This is a genomic window from Bacillus sp. H1a (genome assembly GCF_000633475.1).
Classification (GTDB): domain Bacteria; phylum Bacillota; class Bacilli; order Bacillales; family Bacillaceae_G; genus Bacillus_A; species Bacillus_A paramycoides.
In genome coordinates this window covers 67,735-84,496 of sequence record NZ_AYMH01000030.1, presented here as the reverse complement: position 1 = coordinate 84,496, position 16,762 = coordinate 67,735, and the positions used below count along the sequence as shown (strand labels likewise).

General features: G+C 33.9%; 18 protein-coding genes, 2 tRNA genes and 1 pseudogene. 7 read left to right on the top strand and 14 right to left on the bottom strand.

Annotated elements, in window-relative coordinates:
- The 5 genes from U860_RS0115180 to U860_RS0115160 all read right to left on the bottom strand — a co-directional run.
- The coding region (locus U860_RS0115180) for a DUF4047 domain-containing protein (protein ID WP_025149213.1) at positions 1-650 on the bottom strand (650 nt) is incomplete at its 3' end.
- Between the two features lie 162 nt (positions 651-812).
- A complete protein-coding gene (locus tag U860_RS0115175; RefSeq protein WP_002064335.1) occupies positions 813-1,400 on the bottom strand; it encodes a CalY family protein in 588 nt (195 codons plus the stop codon).
- Positions 1,401-1,461: 61 nt separating this feature from the next.
- A complete protein-coding gene (locus U860_RS0115170) occupies positions 1,462-2,031 on the bottom strand; it encodes a signal peptidase I (protein ID WP_025149212.1) in 570 nt (189 codons plus the stop codon).
- Positions 2,032-2,255: 224 nt separating this feature from the next.
- Positions 2,256-3,542: a D-alanyl-D-alanine carboxypeptidase family protein gene (locus U860_RS0115165; protein WP_025149211.1), complete on the bottom strand. Its 1,287-nt coding sequence runs from the start codon at positions 3,540-3,542 to the stop codon at positions 2,256-2,258.
- A gap of 155 nt (positions 3,543-3,697) precedes the next feature.
- Positions 3,698-3,925 (bottom strand): hypothetical protein, encoded by a 228-nt coding sequence (locus tag U860_RS0115160; protein WP_025149210.1) that lies wholly within the window; start codon positions 3,923-3,925, stop codon positions 3,698-3,700.
- A gap of 323 nt (positions 3,926-4,248) precedes the next feature.
- Between U860_RS0115160 and U860_RS0115155 the strand changes: the two genes are divergently transcribed.
- Both U860_RS0115155 and U860_RS0115150 read left to right on the top strand, forming a co-directional pair.
- Complete coding sequence (locus U860_RS0115155; RefSeq protein WP_025149209.1) at positions 4,249-4,473, top strand: hypothetical protein; 225 nt, start codon at positions 4,249-4,251, stop codon at positions 4,471-4,473.
- Positions 4,474-4,649: 176 nt separating this feature from the next.
- Positions 4,650-4,722: transfer RNA gene (locus tag U860_RS0115150), tRNA-Val, on the top strand.
- Between the two features lie 98 nt (positions 4,723-4,820).
- Here the strand turns inward: U860_RS0115150 and U860_RS0115145 are convergent.
- The gene (locus U860_RS0115145; RefSeq protein ID WP_025149208.1) at positions 4,821-5,933 is read right to left on the bottom strand and encodes a site-specific integrase; all 1,113 of its coding nucleotides are present in this window, start codon (positions 5,931-5,933) and stop codon (positions 4,821-4,823) included.
- A gap of 307 nt (positions 5,934-6,240) precedes the next feature.
- Here U860_RS0115145 and U860_RS0115135 point away from each other — a divergent pair, with 307 nt between their 5' ends.
- A complete protein-coding gene (locus U860_RS0115135; RefSeq protein WP_025149207.1) occupies positions 6,241-6,429 on the top strand; it encodes a hypothetical protein in 189 nt (62 codons plus the stop codon).
- A 600-nt stretch (positions 6,430-7,029) separates the two neighbouring features.
- Here U860_RS0115135 and U860_RS0115125 read toward each other — a convergent pair.
- The 4 genes from U860_RS0115125 to U860_RS0115115 form a co-directional block, all read right to left on the bottom strand.
- The gene (locus tag U860_RS0115125; RefSeq protein WP_025149206.1) at positions 7,030-8,346 is read right to left on the bottom strand and encodes a VCBS repeat-containing protein; all 1,317 of its coding nucleotides are present in this window, start codon (positions 8,344-8,346) and stop codon (positions 7,030-7,032) included.
- Between the two features lie 345 nt (positions 8,347-8,691).
- Positions 8,692-8,757, bottom strand: coding sequence for a hypothetical protein (locus tag U860_RS36440; protein ID WP_240184475.1), 66 nt, complete (start codon positions 8,755-8,757; stop codon positions 8,692-8,694).
- 39 nt (positions 8,758-8,796) lie between these two features.
- Complete coding sequence (locus U860_RS36435; protein ID WP_240184472.1) at positions 8,797-8,958, bottom strand: recombinase family protein; 162 nt, start codon at positions 8,956-8,958, stop codon at positions 8,797-8,799.
- A gap of 260 nt (positions 8,959-9,218) precedes the next feature.
- Positions 9,219-9,800: a hypothetical protein gene (locus U860_RS0115115; protein ID WP_025149205.1), complete on the bottom strand. Its 582-nt coding sequence runs from the start codon at positions 9,798-9,800 to the stop codon at positions 9,219-9,221.
- Between the two features lie 269 nt (positions 9,801-10,069).
- Between U860_RS0115115 and U860_RS0115110 the strand changes: the two genes are divergently transcribed.
- On the top strand, positions 10,070-10,258 hold the full coding sequence (locus U860_RS0115110; RefSeq protein WP_025149204.1) for a hypothetical protein: 189 nt from the start codon (positions 10,070-10,072) through the stop codon (positions 10,256-10,258).
- A 319-nt stretch (positions 10,259-10,577) separates the two neighbouring features.
- On the opposite strand, the gene U860_RS0115105 is transcribed toward U860_RS0115110, so the two are convergent.
- Both U860_RS0115105 and U860_RS0115100 read right to left on the bottom strand, forming a co-directional pair.
- Complete coding sequence (locus tag U860_RS0115105; RefSeq protein WP_025149203.1) at positions 10,578-11,612, bottom strand: hypothetical protein; 1,035 nt, start codon at positions 11,610-11,612, stop codon at positions 10,578-10,580.
- A 109-nt stretch (positions 11,613-11,721) separates the two neighbouring features.
- Positions 11,722-12,111 (bottom strand): annotated as a pseudogene (locus U860_RS0115100) (recombinase family protein); the annotation flags it as partial.
- Positions 12,112-12,275: 164 nt separating this feature from the next.
- On the opposite strand from U860_RS0115100, the gene U860_RS0115095 reads away from it, so the two are divergent.
- Positions 12,276-12,902 carry a hypothetical protein gene (locus tag U860_RS0115095; RefSeq protein WP_025149201.1) on the top strand — a complete coding sequence of 209 codons (627 nt, stop codon included), beginning with the start codon at positions 12,276-12,278 and terminating at the stop codon, positions 12,900-12,902.
- A gap of 259 nt (positions 12,903-13,161) precedes the next feature.
- Here the strand turns inward: U860_RS0115095 and U860_RS0115090 are convergent, their stop codons facing one another.
- Entirely contained in the window at positions 13,162-13,998 is an 837-nt protein-coding gene (locus U860_RS0115090; RefSeq protein WP_162791003.1) for a hypothetical protein, read from the bottom strand.
- Between U860_RS0115090 and U860_RS0115085 the strand changes: the two genes are divergently transcribed.
- Positions 13,999-14,511 carry a hypothetical protein gene (locus tag U860_RS0115085; RefSeq protein ID WP_025149199.1) on the top strand — a complete coding sequence of 171 codons (513 nt, stop codon included), beginning with the start codon at positions 13,999-14,001 and terminating at the stop codon, positions 14,509-14,511.
- Positions 14,512-14,637: 126 nt separating this feature from the next.
- Here U860_RS0115085 and U860_RS0115080 read toward each other — a convergent pair whose 3' ends face one another.
- The gene (locus U860_RS0115080) at positions 14,638-15,912 is read right to left on the bottom strand and encodes an AIPR family protein (protein WP_025149198.1); all 1,275 of its coding nucleotides are present in this window, start codon (positions 15,910-15,912) and stop codon (positions 14,638-14,640) included.
- 768 nt (positions 15,913-16,680) lie between these two features.
- Here U860_RS0115080 and U860_RS0115070 point away from each other — a divergent pair.
- Positions 16,681-16,753 (top strand) — tRNA-Val (locus U860_RS0115070).
- Positions 16,754-16,762: the final 9 nt, after the last annotated feature.

Genomic DNA, 16,762 nt, shown 5'->3' with positions numbered 1-16,762 from the left:
TTCTTCTGTTCTTCTGCTTTCTTCTGTTCTTCTGCTTTCTTCTGTTCTTCTACTTTCTTCTGTTCTTCTGCTTTCTTCTGTTCTTCTATTTCATTCTGTTTCTTTACTGTTTCATCTTTTAATAGTTGTTGTAGAGCCTGAATTTGCTCATCAATTGCTGGCAAACTAGCCTCTTTATCAACATAATCACGCTTCTCTTTAATGCTATGAAAACCTTCGTTCACATACAAAGATACTTGCTGAATTGATTCACTTTTATTCACTTTTAATTCTTCTTGTATTTGATTGTAAGGAGTTTCTATTAAAGTATATACTTTTTGTAAAGCCTCCTTCTCAGAAGCAATTTTCTCACGTCCTTGCTGCCATACAACAATTGCCTGTTCTATTTCTTCAATAGAAGTAACTTTCAATTTCGCTTTCATTTCTCCATACTCATGTCCAATATACTGTTTATGTTGCTCAGCTTGCTCTTTTAACGTATCAACTGTTTTCGGAAATATAATCGCTGTAGAAAGAGTGGCTTCTACTTTCGTTTCATGAATAAATGCAGCTTCTGTATACGTCATCATTTGAGAGCCTAAATAAAACGTAATAGAGCACATACACGGCAATATAAGCAGCTTTTTTAATTTGCGAGGTGTTTTCAGCATCTCAATCTCTCCCATCGAACAATGTGTTCTTTATATAGAACATTACTTTCATTATAATAAAGACTTGTACAAAATGATAGCCATATCCTAGAAAATACATTCCAATCTACGCTATTTAACTGTAAAAGGGGCTATCAAGGTGATAGCCCCTTTTATATTATATTATCTTTCTGTACCATCTGTTTGTTGTGCATCAAACGTCCAAGTTAAATTTAGTTTATCGCCTTGGAATTCATTTTGGTCTTTTTTATTATCAACAAACTCGAATTTCACTGTAAATTTATCCGACTTACCTGCAGAAATACCTTTTTCATCCCAGAACCAAGCAGATAAATCATTATCTACCGCTGTAAGTGTGTCGCCCTTCAATTTATCTAGCGTTGTTTCTTTTACAATTGTTTCATGCTTATCTACATTTTTTAAGAATGTGACTTTAATATGTTTACCAAAATCATCTTTATTGTCGCCCTTCGCATCGCTTACTTTGTAATCTGTTTTTAGTAAAACTTTTTTAATGTCTAAAGAGCCTTTATTTTCTAGTTTAAAATCTCTTTTAATTGTATCGCCAGGCTTTAAATTCGATACATCAACAACTGTCGATGGGTTTGCCGCTAAATCAAGTGTACCAGCCGCAAATGTATTGTTTGACACTTCTTTGTCGCTAAAGAATGCAAATGTTCCTCCACCAACTAATGCTGCTCCTAGTACTGCTGATGCGATACCCATTCCTAATTTTTTCTTTAAAGTCATGTCCAAATCCCCCATAATATATATTTGTTAACTTCCAAATAGGAAGTTATAACCAAAATAACTATACGGATTGTCCTACTTTTTTATCTTTCTTTTCCCCATCGATACTACGAATAGCACCAAAAATAGAAATTGCGGAATAGCCAAGTAAAAAGACTCCAGGAATAATGAGAAGTAATGCAGCTCCCGCTTTTGAATTCGCATAATTCAGTAAATAACCAACATACGGTACTGTAATGTCTCCGTACTTTCCAATTACGTTCTCTGCAAGTACTGGCTCTAAATCTGCTCCGTTGTTGTTATCCCCTTTTGTTTCATACATTACTTTTCCATTTGTATCTTTCACACCAATAATACGGTGAGTGATAATTTTGTTATCTTTCTCTTTAAACGTAATAACATCGCCTTTTTTATATTTAGAACCATCTTTAGTTGGCTCTACCGCAATAATTGATCCTGTTAAAAATGTCGGTTCCATCGATCCTGATAACACTGTTTTAAATTGATATCCCATCACAGTCGGATCCCCGCCACTCGCTTTTGACGAAATAACTACAAAAGCTAAAAAAACCATCAATGCAAATAAAACAAATGAGATAACGTTGCTAATAATCTTCCAAACTAATTTCATCGTATCTCTCCCTCTCCGCTGTTTTATATTATTTTGAAATTAATAACATTCAGACTGTTCTTCAACAAGAACATATACAAATAATATAACGAACAAATAAGAAATGCAAGGTGAAAATTTACAATTATTTGTAAAATCCGACTTTTTAATCAACATCACTTTTTAAACATATGTTAATACAACAAAAAACTGCGAACAAATTTCTTCGCAGTTTTCATAACAACCTACTTTTCCTCTGATTTAACCCTTTGTTTATTACGACGCAAAATTACATACAGTAGTGCGCCAAATATTACAATACTGCCTATCCCAATACTTATCATTTTTACATTCGAGTCCTTTACTTCAGGCTCCACTGTATCTTTTTTTGGCATCGCAAAAGTAACATCTTCTTTTGAAAGAACATTAATAGTCGCGATTGTTTGATTATTTTTCGTAATATCAACTGCTCCAACTATCTCACCACGATGAATTCCTTTATGATACAAAGATTCTTTATCTAATGACGCCGCTCGGAAAGTAGTTTTCACATTTTTTCCTTCATCTTTCTTAAGCATAAGATCTACACTTTTTTCAAGTTCACTATCAACATCTTTGTTTAAATACGTTGTCTTTTGATGCCAATTATTTTTATCTAGTACAGTTTGTTTCGCAAATTGGCCAAAAGAATATTCAGCCATCTGCTTTAAATCTTCATAAATTTCAGGTCTTTGAGAAGCCATCACTACATTTATTATGCGATTTCCATCTTTCTCATTTAATAAAACGAGCGTATTACGCGCCTCATTCGTAAAACCCGTCTTACCACCAATACTATATGGATTTTCAAAATAAATAGACTTATTAAAAATAGATACTGTCTGCCTAGATGTCGTAACCGTCGTTCTTTTCGTATTCATCGCTTGCAAAATTTCAGGATACTTTTGCACACCTCTCGTAATCATCGCCATATCATATGGCGTCGTATAATGATTCGGATCATGCAATCCATTTGGCGTTACAAAATGACTATCTTTAGCTCCTAATTGCTTCGCCTTTTCGTTCATCATATTGGCGAAATTTTCAACACTTCCTCCAATATGCTCCGCAATCGCATATGATACATCATTCGCACTTAACACCATTAAAATCATAAGTGCAGTATCTCTATTAATAGTCTCACCAGCTTGAAACTCAATTTGATAATTACTCTTCTCTTGATCTAATGCTAATTGCGAAAACGTAAATTGATCCTCTGGCTTCGTATGCTCCATCAGCAAAATCGCCGTTAACACTTTCGTCATACTAGCAGGAAACGCACGATGATGTGCATTTTTGTCATATAGGACATCTCCTGTTTTCGCATCAATCGTAGTCGCAAACTGACTAAATACATTTGGCCCTTCCGCAGGTGGCGGTGCCACTTGCTCTGGATTCACTCCAACATTCGTCTCAGCATATAACGTCATAGGCGTCAAAAAAAATAAACAAATAACCATAATAAAAGCCGAAATTTTCTTAAAATTAACCATATGACTCTCCCTTTTCACTTTACTTTCACACTCTATAAAATAACTCTACCAATCTATATGTTATTTGTATTAATTTGGAAGGATATTCACTATTTTTTACTATATCATATTTTTACGATTAGGAACATAAATATACATTAAAAAATAAGAAGGAATTACTCTTTCTTATCCTTCTCATCAATCAACGAATCTATTAAATTTTGTCCAGCTTCCTCGGCCGTAATCTCATCCGTCATCCCCATAAATGACCAACCTTTAGAATCGACCCACTCAACAAACTCTTGCAAAAACTCATCATGTGTAACATCCACATCAAGAATCGAACCATTAATCGAAATCGTTCTATTTCTAGACACACGCATCTTAAACGTTTTTCTTACCATTACAACTATTCTCCCTCTACTCCTGTATATTTATAAAATAATCTTGTACTTCTGTTATACATGATTTCTTGAAAATTGTAAAAAGGATATATTGGCCAATTTATATATTGGAAATTTCGCTTCCTAATCTAATATAAACCTCACATGAAATCAAATCGATCATGAACTACTTAATACATCGCAATCTTGAGCCCTCAAAAACTAAAATAACCTACATTTAACCATACGAAATACATGTAAAATCCTAAACAAATACAATTAGCTTTAGTATAACCAAATGGAATATACAGGAAATAACTAAACGAAAGATGAGGAGGAACTTCATGGCCCGTTGTACATATTGTAAAACGAAGTGGAGAGTAACAGATATATGGTCGCTTCTCATAACATTTGAAAAGGATTGTCCGTATTGTTTTGGAAGGCAATACCTATCACAAACAACATTGAACTCTATGACTGAACTTATAAGCTTACCCCTACACTTCTTATTCCCTTTTCTTGTTGATTTAAGTGATGAAAACCCTTTGGATAAGTATCGGAAATCATAATATAACCGCTTTCAATTAAATTCTCTTCTTATATATGTTCCTTCATACACTACTAGCGTGATTCCAAATATTCTACCTTTAAAAGATTATTATAAATAATATTGTAAAATTTCAGTTAATTATATATAATTGCTTTAACATATGATTAAAGATGCTATTATATAAGCATTCTTGAAGATCCCGTAGCTCAGCAGGGAGAGCGCCACCTTGACAGGGTGGAGGTCGCTGGTTCGAGGCCAGTCGGGATCATATTTGTAGAAACCGTGTCAAATCAACATTTGATGCGGTTTTTATTTGTCTAAACTCGTATGCTACAACACTAGTGGTCACAGAATTGGTCACATTTCCTACAAAATCTCTTCTATTTTATTAACTGCATCCTCTTGCATCGTTGGCAGTACATGCGAATAAGTATCTAGTGTAATTTTGATATTACTATGACCTAACCGCTCGGAAATCACCTTCACATTCACACCTTTAGCCAATAGCAGAGTTGCATGTGTATGACGTAAATCATGAAAGCGAATCTTTGGAACAGCCGCTTTCTTAATCAAAGTGTTTAAACTTCGTCTAACATTAGCAGGATTAATTGGTGTTCCAGAAGTAGTACACATTACCAATTCATTGTCTTGGTATTCCTCACCTTGACTCAGCTTCTCTTTCAATACAACTGCTCTATGCTTCTTTAGCGTCGCTACTGTTGATGCAGGTAATAGTATCTTTCTTAAACTTGATTTCGTCTTTCCTCCAAGCAAGAACGTCTTCCCATCATGGCTTAACGTTTGGCTAATAGTTAAATGCCCCTTTTCTAAATCAACATCTTTCCACCGCAAGCCTAGCAATTCACCTTGTCGCATTCCAGTTACAAGAGCCATATGAAAGACGATAGAATAACTGCTATCCTGTGCAGCTTTTAAAAACAACTGTACTTCATGTTCATTCCACACAGTTAACTCTTCCTTATCAGCTTTAGGCAACTTTGTTTTCGCTGCAACATTTTTAGTAATTAACTCTAAATCTATTGCATGTTCAAAAGAGTTCCGAATGATTTTGATTATCTTCTCAATTGTTCCTCGCTTTAAACCTTCGTCCCGCAGCGAATTGACGTAGTTTTGCATATGCAATGATGTTAACTTTGCTAGTTTGATATTGCCTAGAGAAGGAATAATGCGACTGTTTAAGTATCCTTTCAATACCTTTGCTGTTTGGATACCAACACTGTGCTTCTTCGTATTAAACCAACCCTCAAGATATTCACCATAAAGTAGCTTACTAGGTTCTACATATGCTCCCGTATGAACTTCTGAAAACAGTATTGCTAAAGCATTTTCTGCTTCTTTTTTGGTAATGAATCCTCTTTTCTTTTTTTGTTTTCTTTTACCAGTTAAGGGGTCAATACCAATATCTACAATATAAAAATATTTTCCTGTTCTCTTATCTTTTTTGACGCTTCCTTTCATCGTTAAGAGCCTCCTTGGAGTCCTTAACTGTGCTGTATATGGTAATTTCATTATAGTGGAAAACTTTTTATCGCAACAAAGTAAAAAAAAAAATTTTAGGATTTTTCGTCCTTTTTAGAGGAAACTAAAAATGTTAACAACCAAAAGGAGTGATAGAAAGTATGGCAGAAGCTACAACAATACGTGTATATTGGCCTCAAGCGACGTCAGGATGGTACCACTATTTTTGGGGTGAATTTAATTGATGAATATTCAGTAGTTCACATCTCTGCTAGTGAGGGATATCTTGTAACAGACCTTAGAGTAGGTGACCAGTGGCAGATACGTCGTTGGAAAGGGGGATGCCAAAGTTTCTGTAAAAAATGTTGCTCCGCATACTGATGGAGATGCCAAAGGTGTAAACTTTTATTTGGAAATAGAATGGCCTGAACTAATTAATGTTGCTTTAGATATCACGGTTCTTGGACAACCAGATGGTGGCCAAATTCTTAGTTAAAAGTGTCTGGTTCTCTACTAAGATTTAAGTTTTCTACTTATAAATACTTTCCACAATGGAGAGTATTTGATTTTCTCTATAAATTTGTAATAACTGATTGGAAGTATTAGAGTCATCCCAGCTTTCAACATAAACGTTGTTCCTTTGAGAGGAAACTGACTCAAAAAATCTTGTTGACTCGGAACAAAAACCAAGTCACCTTTCCTCGGTTGACGACCAATCAGAAGCTTGTATTTTTTTGTAATTCGGTAAGGGAGGTAATTCTTTCGACCATTGAATTACCTTTTTACATTGGACTTCAACATTGAATACTTGTAAACTCGAATTTGCATGTCTGGAAACTTCTCACGAATCCTTTTAATTTGTTTTGGGAATGTTTCATTTCCTAAGCTACAGGTGTCAATCTCAAATGATTCTGTTCCTTTTTTAAGAGGCAAGAACTGCCTGTAGTTTTACTCAAATTCATATTTGGTCATAGAAAAACCGCCCCCCCAATTGTTAGTTGTATCTAACAATTGGGGGGGCGGTTCACTCGTTTGGTAGCCTTCTAAAAACGTCCCAATTTAAAGTTGCAACGTCGACTTTAACTGTATTGAACCATTAACAATTTTTACTTAGAAGAATTGATACATATCCTGTTCCTAATGGTTTTCCATTATTATCAGAATTGAAGTTTGTAACAGCAAGGTCAATCCTTCCATCATTATTAAAATCATGAGCTATGATGACCTCAGGAGTCATACCAGCGTGAATGTTATTTGCAACCTCAAATGTACCGTCTCCATTGCCAATAAGTACCGAAATACTATTGGAATCGGTGTTTGTAGCAGCTAAATCTATAATACCGTCTCCGTTTAAATCTGCTGCGACAAGCATCTGCGTCTCGATTCCTCTTTGGTAACTCCCAGCAGGCTTAAAAGTACCATCCCCATTCCCTAAATAAATAGAGACTTTATCGCTAACATTGCTTGCAACAGCTATATCTACAATTCCATCCCTATTAAAGTCCGCTGCAACGATCCCTATAAGACCATAGTCTGCAACCATATACATTGGAGGCTTAAAGGTACCATCTCCATTCCCTAAGAGAATAGCAATATTAGAAGATGTGTTATTTGCAACAGCCAGGTCAATAAGACCATCCCCATTAAAATCTGCAGCAGCGATAGTAAATGGAGTTGCTTGTGTGTATGGAGGTTGTAATACAGAATAATTCACAGCAGGCTTAAAAGTACCATCTCCATTCCCTAAAAGTATTGATATACTTTCAGAATGTGAATTTGTAACAGCCAAATCAAGTTTTCCATCACGATTGAAGTCTGACACAATTACAAATGTTGGTTCAAATTGTAATGTATAACTTATTGGAGCTTGAAAAATACCGTTCCCAATCCCTATCAGAATTGATACAGTGCCGGGTTCAGGACCACTAGGCCCGCTTTGTTCAATATCGTTTATTATAGCTAGGTCAATTATCCCATCACCGTTAAAATCAGCCGAAACAATCCCTGCTGGTCGACTACCCGCTGGGAAATTCATTGGAGGTGCAAAAGAACCGTTTCCATTCCCTAAAAGTATTGATACATTATCTGAACCGAGATTTGTAACCGCAAGATCTAAATTTCCATCCCCGTCAAAGTCCGCAGCAGTAATATCATTCGCCAGATTACCACCTACTGCGTATTGCTTAACATCAAAAGATGGCCATTTTTTTCTTGTACTCATAATACGATTATCAAAATACCTTTTGTATTCTGTTGATTCAGGAAAGTGTAATCCGATTGTTTCCATTACTCCATTCACAGGCCATAAATTATATGGTTGTGTTAGAGGCTTTAAAAAGTGATTTGGTGGCATACATTCAAAGGGCGTTCTGTTTCCAGTATAAACCCAATTTCTAACTGGCCAACCGTACATATTTAACCCTCTCCTCAAACAGATTTTTAATTCAATGTTAGAGTATGAGTATTTTATTCCCATTGATTGGGATATGGTCTATAAAAATCAAGTCTTTTTAATCTGAATAGACAAAAAGCACGCATATAAATACCAAGTCATAAGTTTTATCTTTTAAGTGAATAAACGTATTTTTTGGATTTTATTTTGTTATAACTATTTATAATCAACATAATTCTTCGTTTCGGGTTATCGTTGACGTGTGGATTAGGGTACATAGGATCTATCTCAGCAATGACCCCAGTAAAAGTGTGGAAAATATACTCCCTATCGAATGCAAATGAAAAGAGACCCCTCAGGAGCCTCTTATAACTGTTTTGCTTCTAGTTCATTCTTTCTGTTAATAAATGTTCGATTTTTTATTTCCGTCATTGCTTCAACTTCTTTGTATGTATGACTTCAAGGCAGGTTCTACTTGTTGCTTAGAATGCTTTCTTTTCTAGAGTCGTCACGTTGCTTTGCAAGGGCTTTTCCTTCCTGTGTACATTCTATAATCATATCCCTATTAGACTGTGCAAAAGCACCCATAACTGTAAGTATTAGATTTTCTGTAGGTGTTTCTTCTAATCCCATGTGAATTTAACGCCCTTTTAAATACCATCCTCACCTTTTCCATGGTATTAGCGGTGGAACGTGCAAACCTATCCATCTTAGTTAATATCAACGTATTACCTGCCATGTAAGTTCAGTAACATATCCTTTGTACCTTTCAAACCAACATTATAATTATTATTTTCCAATTAAAGAGTTTGTTAGAATATGCTCTTTTTCTTGGTACCATTTAAGCAATTTTGTTTCATACTGGTAAATAACTGCTATTCCCATAGTAAATCCTATTTATTAGAGAAAATGTACATCACTAATAGGACGTTAGTAAGCACTGATATTATTGCTACCCATTTTATCCAAAATCCTTCCTTTTTTACATGAAAGCCTTTCATTACATTACCTAAATCATCATTCATATGATGTAATTCTTCATTTAGCCCTAGTAAGTTAGTCACTATTTCTCTATCATCACCTTCTATTTCTTTTCTTATGATTAACCTCATTGTTGTTAGAATTTCGTATAAGTTTTCAACTCTCTGGTTTAAATTGCTTTCTAAGTAAGGTGAAGTTTGTGCAATTCTTTTCCGAATATCTGCATCTAATTTTTCTATGTCGTCTTGAACGTGTCTTAATTTACTTCCATCAACTATTCTGGAAAGTTCTAATGCCTTATTTGCCATTAAGAAAAACTCTATTATGGCATCATGCAAATTTTCTAATTTCCTTTCAAGATACTTATCTTCACCTTTTCTTTTTAATTCTTCTTTCCATCTTACATGTGACATAATTTGATTGATTAGCATTGCAATAATAGCACCTATTCCAGCACTCAATAAAGGTATATACTTTACCCACTGTTCTTCCACCTTTACACACTCCCTATTATCGAATCTACTATAATTTAACATTGATTAAAGCTATATTACCAACAAAAGGGCAAAAAAACTCCATTAGCTAGGAATAGTAGCCATTATGGAGATTTTTTCTTTATTGAGTTAACGTCTTAATAAAATCGATATATTATTATTAAGCAGCATTCATGAATAAATCATTCACGGATTAAAAGTAATTCACCCTTACTTAAATATGTTATATTTGAGCTAAAGATTAGGATTTATCTAGAAGGAGTGATTTGATGAGAAACAGTAAGGAGTTTTGTCCATATTGCAATTCTGATTTGCAAGGAGATCTGATTCCAAAACAATCACAAAAAGCATATGATGCGACTCATTTTACAAGAAAAATTGGGATTAGTAGCATTGAAGCTGATAAAATCGTTAAATGGCGTTGTCCAGACTGCGGAAAAGAGTGGAAAGTAAAATAGTTAGCCAGCATAAAATTTCTGTCAATAACTATCGTTTAGTCGAAGCTATTTTTTTCATGAGGTGGATTTTTACTTACTCACCTCTTACCTTAGGATTGGATAGGCATTAGAAGTGGTAAATACTCCCCAATCAAATGTAAATAAAAAGAGACCCTTTTAAGAGTCCCTTAACTTTCTTACTGATGCTCTTTGATTAACTTGTCTGGGGTTGGTCTTGATATCCCTAGTTCTTTAGCAAGCTGAGACTTTGATACTTCACGATTCATATATCGTTGGAAATACATTTCAAAGTCTGAGATAGATACTTCTTTTCTTCCTTTTACTGTTTTTCTTCTATATTTTTCCGTATCAATCTAATTTCTTCCTGTATATCTTTAATGGTAATAAGACCAGAGTTTTTTATTTTTCGAAGGCATTTTTCATATGCTTTATTTCGAGCATCCCACTTTTCCAACAATCCTTTTTTCTCTACCATTTCCCTTGTTTCCCTATTATCTAAAAAAAGAGTATCTCCATACCTTTCTATTGCTTCTTCGATATCATACGTTTTAGACCTAACGAAATAATAAGTGAACTCAAAAGAATCACCAGAAGCATCTCTACCAAACGTTTTTGTAACCTCTAGTTCTGGAAGAATGATTGTAGTTTCATCATCATTGATAAATTCACTGTTTAAATAAGGTTTATATTTAGCAATGTAATAGGGTTCATATATATTTGCATCTGACATTGTTTTAGTACAACGTATTTCAATTTTCGAGAATGAATATAATGCACGTTCTTCTACTGATTTAAAGCATCTAGATACGACACAGCTATTACTTTTACCAATATAAGCAATTTCCCCATTTTCATCATATATAAAATAGATTCCAAACTTTCTAACCAAGTCTAAATCGATTAGTGAAATAGAGTAAACTGTTTCTGATTCTTCCACAATTTCAATACACTTAATACGTACAGGATAAAGAGACGTTTCTTTTCTAGAATTAAAACATTGTAATATATACTTTTCCGAAAAGAATGTTTCCATTCCAAGCATGCTGTTAAGAGAAGTATGTAAATAGTAGATATTAACTTCACCATTTAACATATTTGTTATCTTTTTCGTTAAATATTTCATGCAATTTAGTGTAGTTTCCATATTATTTGCCTGTAATAACTTGACTACATATTCTAAAGAGTTCTTTGTATAATCAATAACTCCTTTTTCCTTTAAGGCACTCAATACATTTTCTACTTTTTCAAACTCTGTGAAAACTTGATTTATCTGATCAGTAATTTTCAATTCATTATTACGCATTATTTTAAAGCAATAATTTTTAAAATGAATGTAATTTTGAAATTTACTCATATACTACCCCTTTATTTTTAATTAAAAAGCAAACGAATATTCTAATATTACTCTAAATAAACGTCTTTATATATATTCAAAAAAACATTTTGAATGTCTAAATAAAATTTTAAACAAAACCATTTTCATATTCATTTTTCCTTCGAATTAGTGTTCTTTTTGCGATACCTGTCAGCGCTTCGACTTCTTTATATATATGAGTCTCAAGCAGTTTCAAAGCATGTTGAACCTGCTGCTTAGTATGCTTTCTTGGTCTCCCCTCTCGAAAGTCTTCCTGCTGCTTTGCAAGTGCCTTTCCTTCTTGTGTACGTTCTACAATTAGGTTTCTTTCGATTTCAACAACTGCCAGTAAAGTTTGCAGGAAGAACCTTCCCATTGTCGTGTTTTCTAATAAACCTATATTCAGCACATGAACCTTTCCACCCTTCTGAAAAAGGCTTTCTATGATTTCAATACCTTCTTTCGTATTACGAGCGAGTCGGTCTAATTTTGTGACTACATTTCAAGATATAAATATAAATCCCTTCCACATTCCAAATCATTTTTTCATTTTCCTAAATTATTATCTATTAATGAAAATCACCTTTACCATTTGTTCAAAAAATGAGAAAATTTTGAGGTAGTATTTTGATGGTGATTACATAATTAAGGGGGCGAGAAATCGTGACAACAAATATTAATTTAGAGAAAATGCAGTATCACTTGGATCGATGCAGACCATTAGTTGAGTTACTATTTGATTCTATTAACGGGGGACTTTATGCAGCAGAAGATGCCCTAAAAAAAATATCCGAACTAGAAGCCAGGAAAGAAAAGGGGGAATCCGATTCAACTTTACTGCCAGAGATAAGTGCTTTGTTAAATAACGAGATAGCAAAATCAGTGTACTTAACCGATTATGTTCAAGACACTTGTGGATACATTTTAGATCAAGCAAAACAAGGGTTAGGGTATACTTTTGGTAAGGCTGGTAGCTGGCCAACTAGTTTAAAGAAAAACGATGTACCGATTTCACTTATTATACGAGGAGGACGGAATCAATCAATCCATTGGAGTGAGTTCAAATTTAATGATCCTCAAGATCCGAATGATAGAGGTAAAATTCGAAAAGCCTTTAAAGAGATGTATGATAATGCACCCCTGTCCAAAAAACAATACTTTGATTTAACCAATGATGACCCAGATGTATCAAATCCGAAAAACAGAAACAGAGCCAATCACGTAGTTCGTTTTTTGGAATGGAATTCTTATTCTGATTTTGAAAATACCCTGCTTTCTTTTGTTAGATGATGATCAAAAGGAGTGGAATTTTACCACTCCTTTTTTATTTGTAAAAATCCATATATCACCTTTTTACTCAACTATCTATCAAAAAACTAAAAAATTCTTTATGGAAGTAACTTTTTAAAACCTTATAAAATCAAAATTTTATTATGTTAGAAAGAAAAGGAATACTTAGTACATGCCCTTTTCATAAAATTTAGAGCTACGAATGCAGATCCCCTTTAGTTTTTAGTTATACTTTACAGCAAACTAACTTATCTATTCTCTAATTTTTAATCTTATTATGTATAAAATACTCCGTAAACTTAAGCTGTCTGCTCATCTTATCTTGAGAGTCACTTAACTTATCTTTTACGGAATTTTCAATGGTTGCAGCTATTTCATTATGTGCTGAACCAGTACTTTGTTTTTCACTATGTTTAATCTCAAGAAAGTTAAGGATAAAGTCTCTTATTTCCTCCTCATAACCATTTCCTACTGCTACACTATCCGTTTCTTTGTTTAATTTCTTTAACATAATTAATGCATTTTTAAGTCTTTTAACTTTTCTAGGTTCTACTTTAGATGCATTTTTCTTAATAGTTTCTTTGATTACCTCCATCTCTAATTTAGTAAACGATGGAAACCCTTGCTTATTGCTACTTAATGAACTACGTTGAGGTCCCCGCTCTACTGTAGTACCCAGCTCTACCTCACTATAAGTTTGTCCTAAGGTTTCCCGTCCATCATTATCTGATGGTAAATTTTCCGGTTTATCATCTCTAAATACCTTATCTTCCTTAAATAATTCTTCCATTAAATCTGTATAATCGATCTCTTCTTCAAGATATACTGTTAAATCCAAATATTTATCCATATATTCCTTACCTAATTTGTAATAATTTAAATATGCGTCTTTTCCTTCACCTTCAACATATCCTTCATAATTTTCATAACTATTTATAAACAACTGTTTATCATCTAGCGAAACACTCTTCCCTATTACTGGAAATAACATATCTTGATTAAAAGAAAAGACGAACGATATTAATGATTTATTCGAATTATCTCCTTCGGTATTATTATTTTCAGTTGAATGTTTATTATTTAGGCCTTTAAACAAATGAAGCATTTAGGATGGGAAGAAAAGAATATAGAAGACTTTCTGTACAATTTTTATCAGATTAAGTCCCCAGAAAGGATTGAAACTGAAGCAGAGGAAGTAGCAGATTGGGAAGAACGAAGAGCCTTAGAAATTGAAGAAATGTGGATTCAGAGTCAAGAAGAGAAATTTAGTGAAAACGCTACTTATCAAGGAGACCAGTTTACCCATATAGAAAAAACTTTTGAAAGTAAATGGATGAGAGATTTACTTGAACAACTCGAAAGGAAAAATCAAGAAATCAAGGAGGAACTTTCATTTAATATTGATAAAAATGCACCAATTTTTGAACCTGTAATTAATAACATACTTTCTTTAGTAACCTCCATGAGAGATGACAGGAGCAATTTTAACTTTTTTATTAGTTTGTTTGGGGGTGATCTAACTATCCTTAGTGAAGAAAGCAAAGATAAGATATTAAAAACCATGACGGAAGAGATAAATAAGAACAAGCAGAATAACAGAAGGCTATAGAGAAGATTTCCTCTTAACCACTTTTATATTATTAGAGCAGCTGGTAGGCTGCTCTTACGGTTTTATAATCGGTCTTTTCTCTGTGCATAAAAAAGGAGACTCCCTTATTAGGGGTCTCCTTTTTTATTAAAGGTTTATTCCATGTTCTAATGCTAATTTTTCGAGTAACGCTAATCTGTCTGCTTGACGCTTTTCTTCCATACCCTTTAGATGATCTATAACCACCCTATCTAACTCTTCCCAAAGATGCTTAATTTTCCCTGTAGGGTTTGGCATCTGACCTTTCAAGTAATAATATTTAAAGATGATATCATTGATATTTTTTTTGTTAGCTTCATATAATTCATTTGGGCTAACTACCCACTGATATCTTTCCCCTTTATCATCTAGCTTTAACGCATGTCGCATAGACGCAATTACTGGCAGATAGAAGCCTTTAGGAACATAAGGGCTTTTTTTCGTCAAATCCGTGAAAATTAAGGTTTCATCTGGTTTATTTTCTATACTTGTTAATGCTCTGTATTTATATTTACCTGGCCCTGGTGTTAGCGGTTTCCCTTCTGGACTATAACCATAATAGTTATAAGTAGCAGGTATATTTTCTTTTAAATAATCGTGAAACTCCAAAAGACCTACAAGCAAATGTTTAAATTCAGATATAAACTCCGTATCTGCTAGATAATGCTCTAAACACTTACTTGTTCCAGTATAACTTTGTCTTACAGCAGCGTCCGACAATTTAGGGTTAACAGCAGTTATTAAAGGTATAATATGCTTCTCACATTTTATATGCCCTAATTCATTCTGGGCATAAGCTATATGTTCACCATACCATTCATTAGATAAAACTTCTTTTATTGGATTAAGCTCTCCCCGATGGTCTGCTAAGGAAATCTGAGTAACTTGTGTTCTAGTATTTCTTGTTTCTGCCAATTTTTCCTTTAGCTCATGTCCGATATCACAAACTACCTCAAACTCTATGTGTTGTATATCTGCTTTTATATTTTCAGCATCCATTACCACATCTAGAGAATGCCCACCATCAATATATCCGTGAAGAGACGGATCTGCCAACACGATATCTATCATGTGAAGCCCTGTCTTCTTATCCTTATAAAAAACACACGACTCTGCTGATAATAAAACGCCACCATTTAAGGTGCTAAAGATATCATCCGTCTCTGTAGCTAATGTCGTTCTCATTGCTTTACTTGGTGTAGCTTTGTCATCTGGATCTCTTGGATTTACTTCATCCCAGTCTAAAAGCTCTTTAAATTTTCTTAGCGATAATATGTTTACATCCACTTTATAGCTAGTATACTGTTTACCTTTATAGGTTTTCACCTTTTTTTGTGGATCATTATTTTGATCCCTTACCAATGTTAGAGCGAGTCTACCCATTCCGAGTACCTCCTAAATAATATTTTTAGTTAAGATGTATTCCACATCACTAACTAGTATCATTCTAACAAATCAGAAAAACCTCTTCAATTAATTTAACTCCAAATTTTACAACTATTTTCTACAAATTAAAAAACTGTCTCGCATAGGCATTTGAGGCGACAGTTATCCTAGGGAATCCTCGTTATAATTTATCCATGGAGAGTCCACATCCAAAACTAATAAAAGTAGAATATTTTTAACTACTGTTATCGCTTGTTTTCCATATACGAAACCTGACTAAAAAAACGTGGAATAACTCCTCGTGTCGTATCAAAAACATATACAGTGACGTGTAGGTTAGGCTGCTATATCCTGTTCCTGTAGTAAAAGGACTGTAATATGTCGAAAGTATCCCCCACCATCATAAGTATCAAACCTACCTTTCTTGATATCACCCCTAATCATAATTGCTAGTTTATCTTTTACTCTAAAGCAGTCCATTATCTCGCTTTGTATTATCCCCTCCTTGCTTCTATTCTACATACACTTGTATAAACATCTTGGTCTAAAAAAGCTTTTCTTTACTCCAATACTTAATTCATGCTAACTGTGTAATGCGTTTTGTAATAAAAAATCCCCTCAAATACCGAGGAGATTTACCCATATACAAACAGTTAAGGCTAATATTTTGTGGTCACATTGTGGTCACGTAATTTACAATAACCATTGCTTTTTTAATAGAATTTCGTTTATATAAATCCATGAAAAAGCCTTTAAATCAATGTTGATCCCGTAGCTCAGCAGGGAGAGCGCCACCTTGACAGGGTGGAGGTCGTGAGTTCGAGCCTCTCCGGGGTCATACAGTACG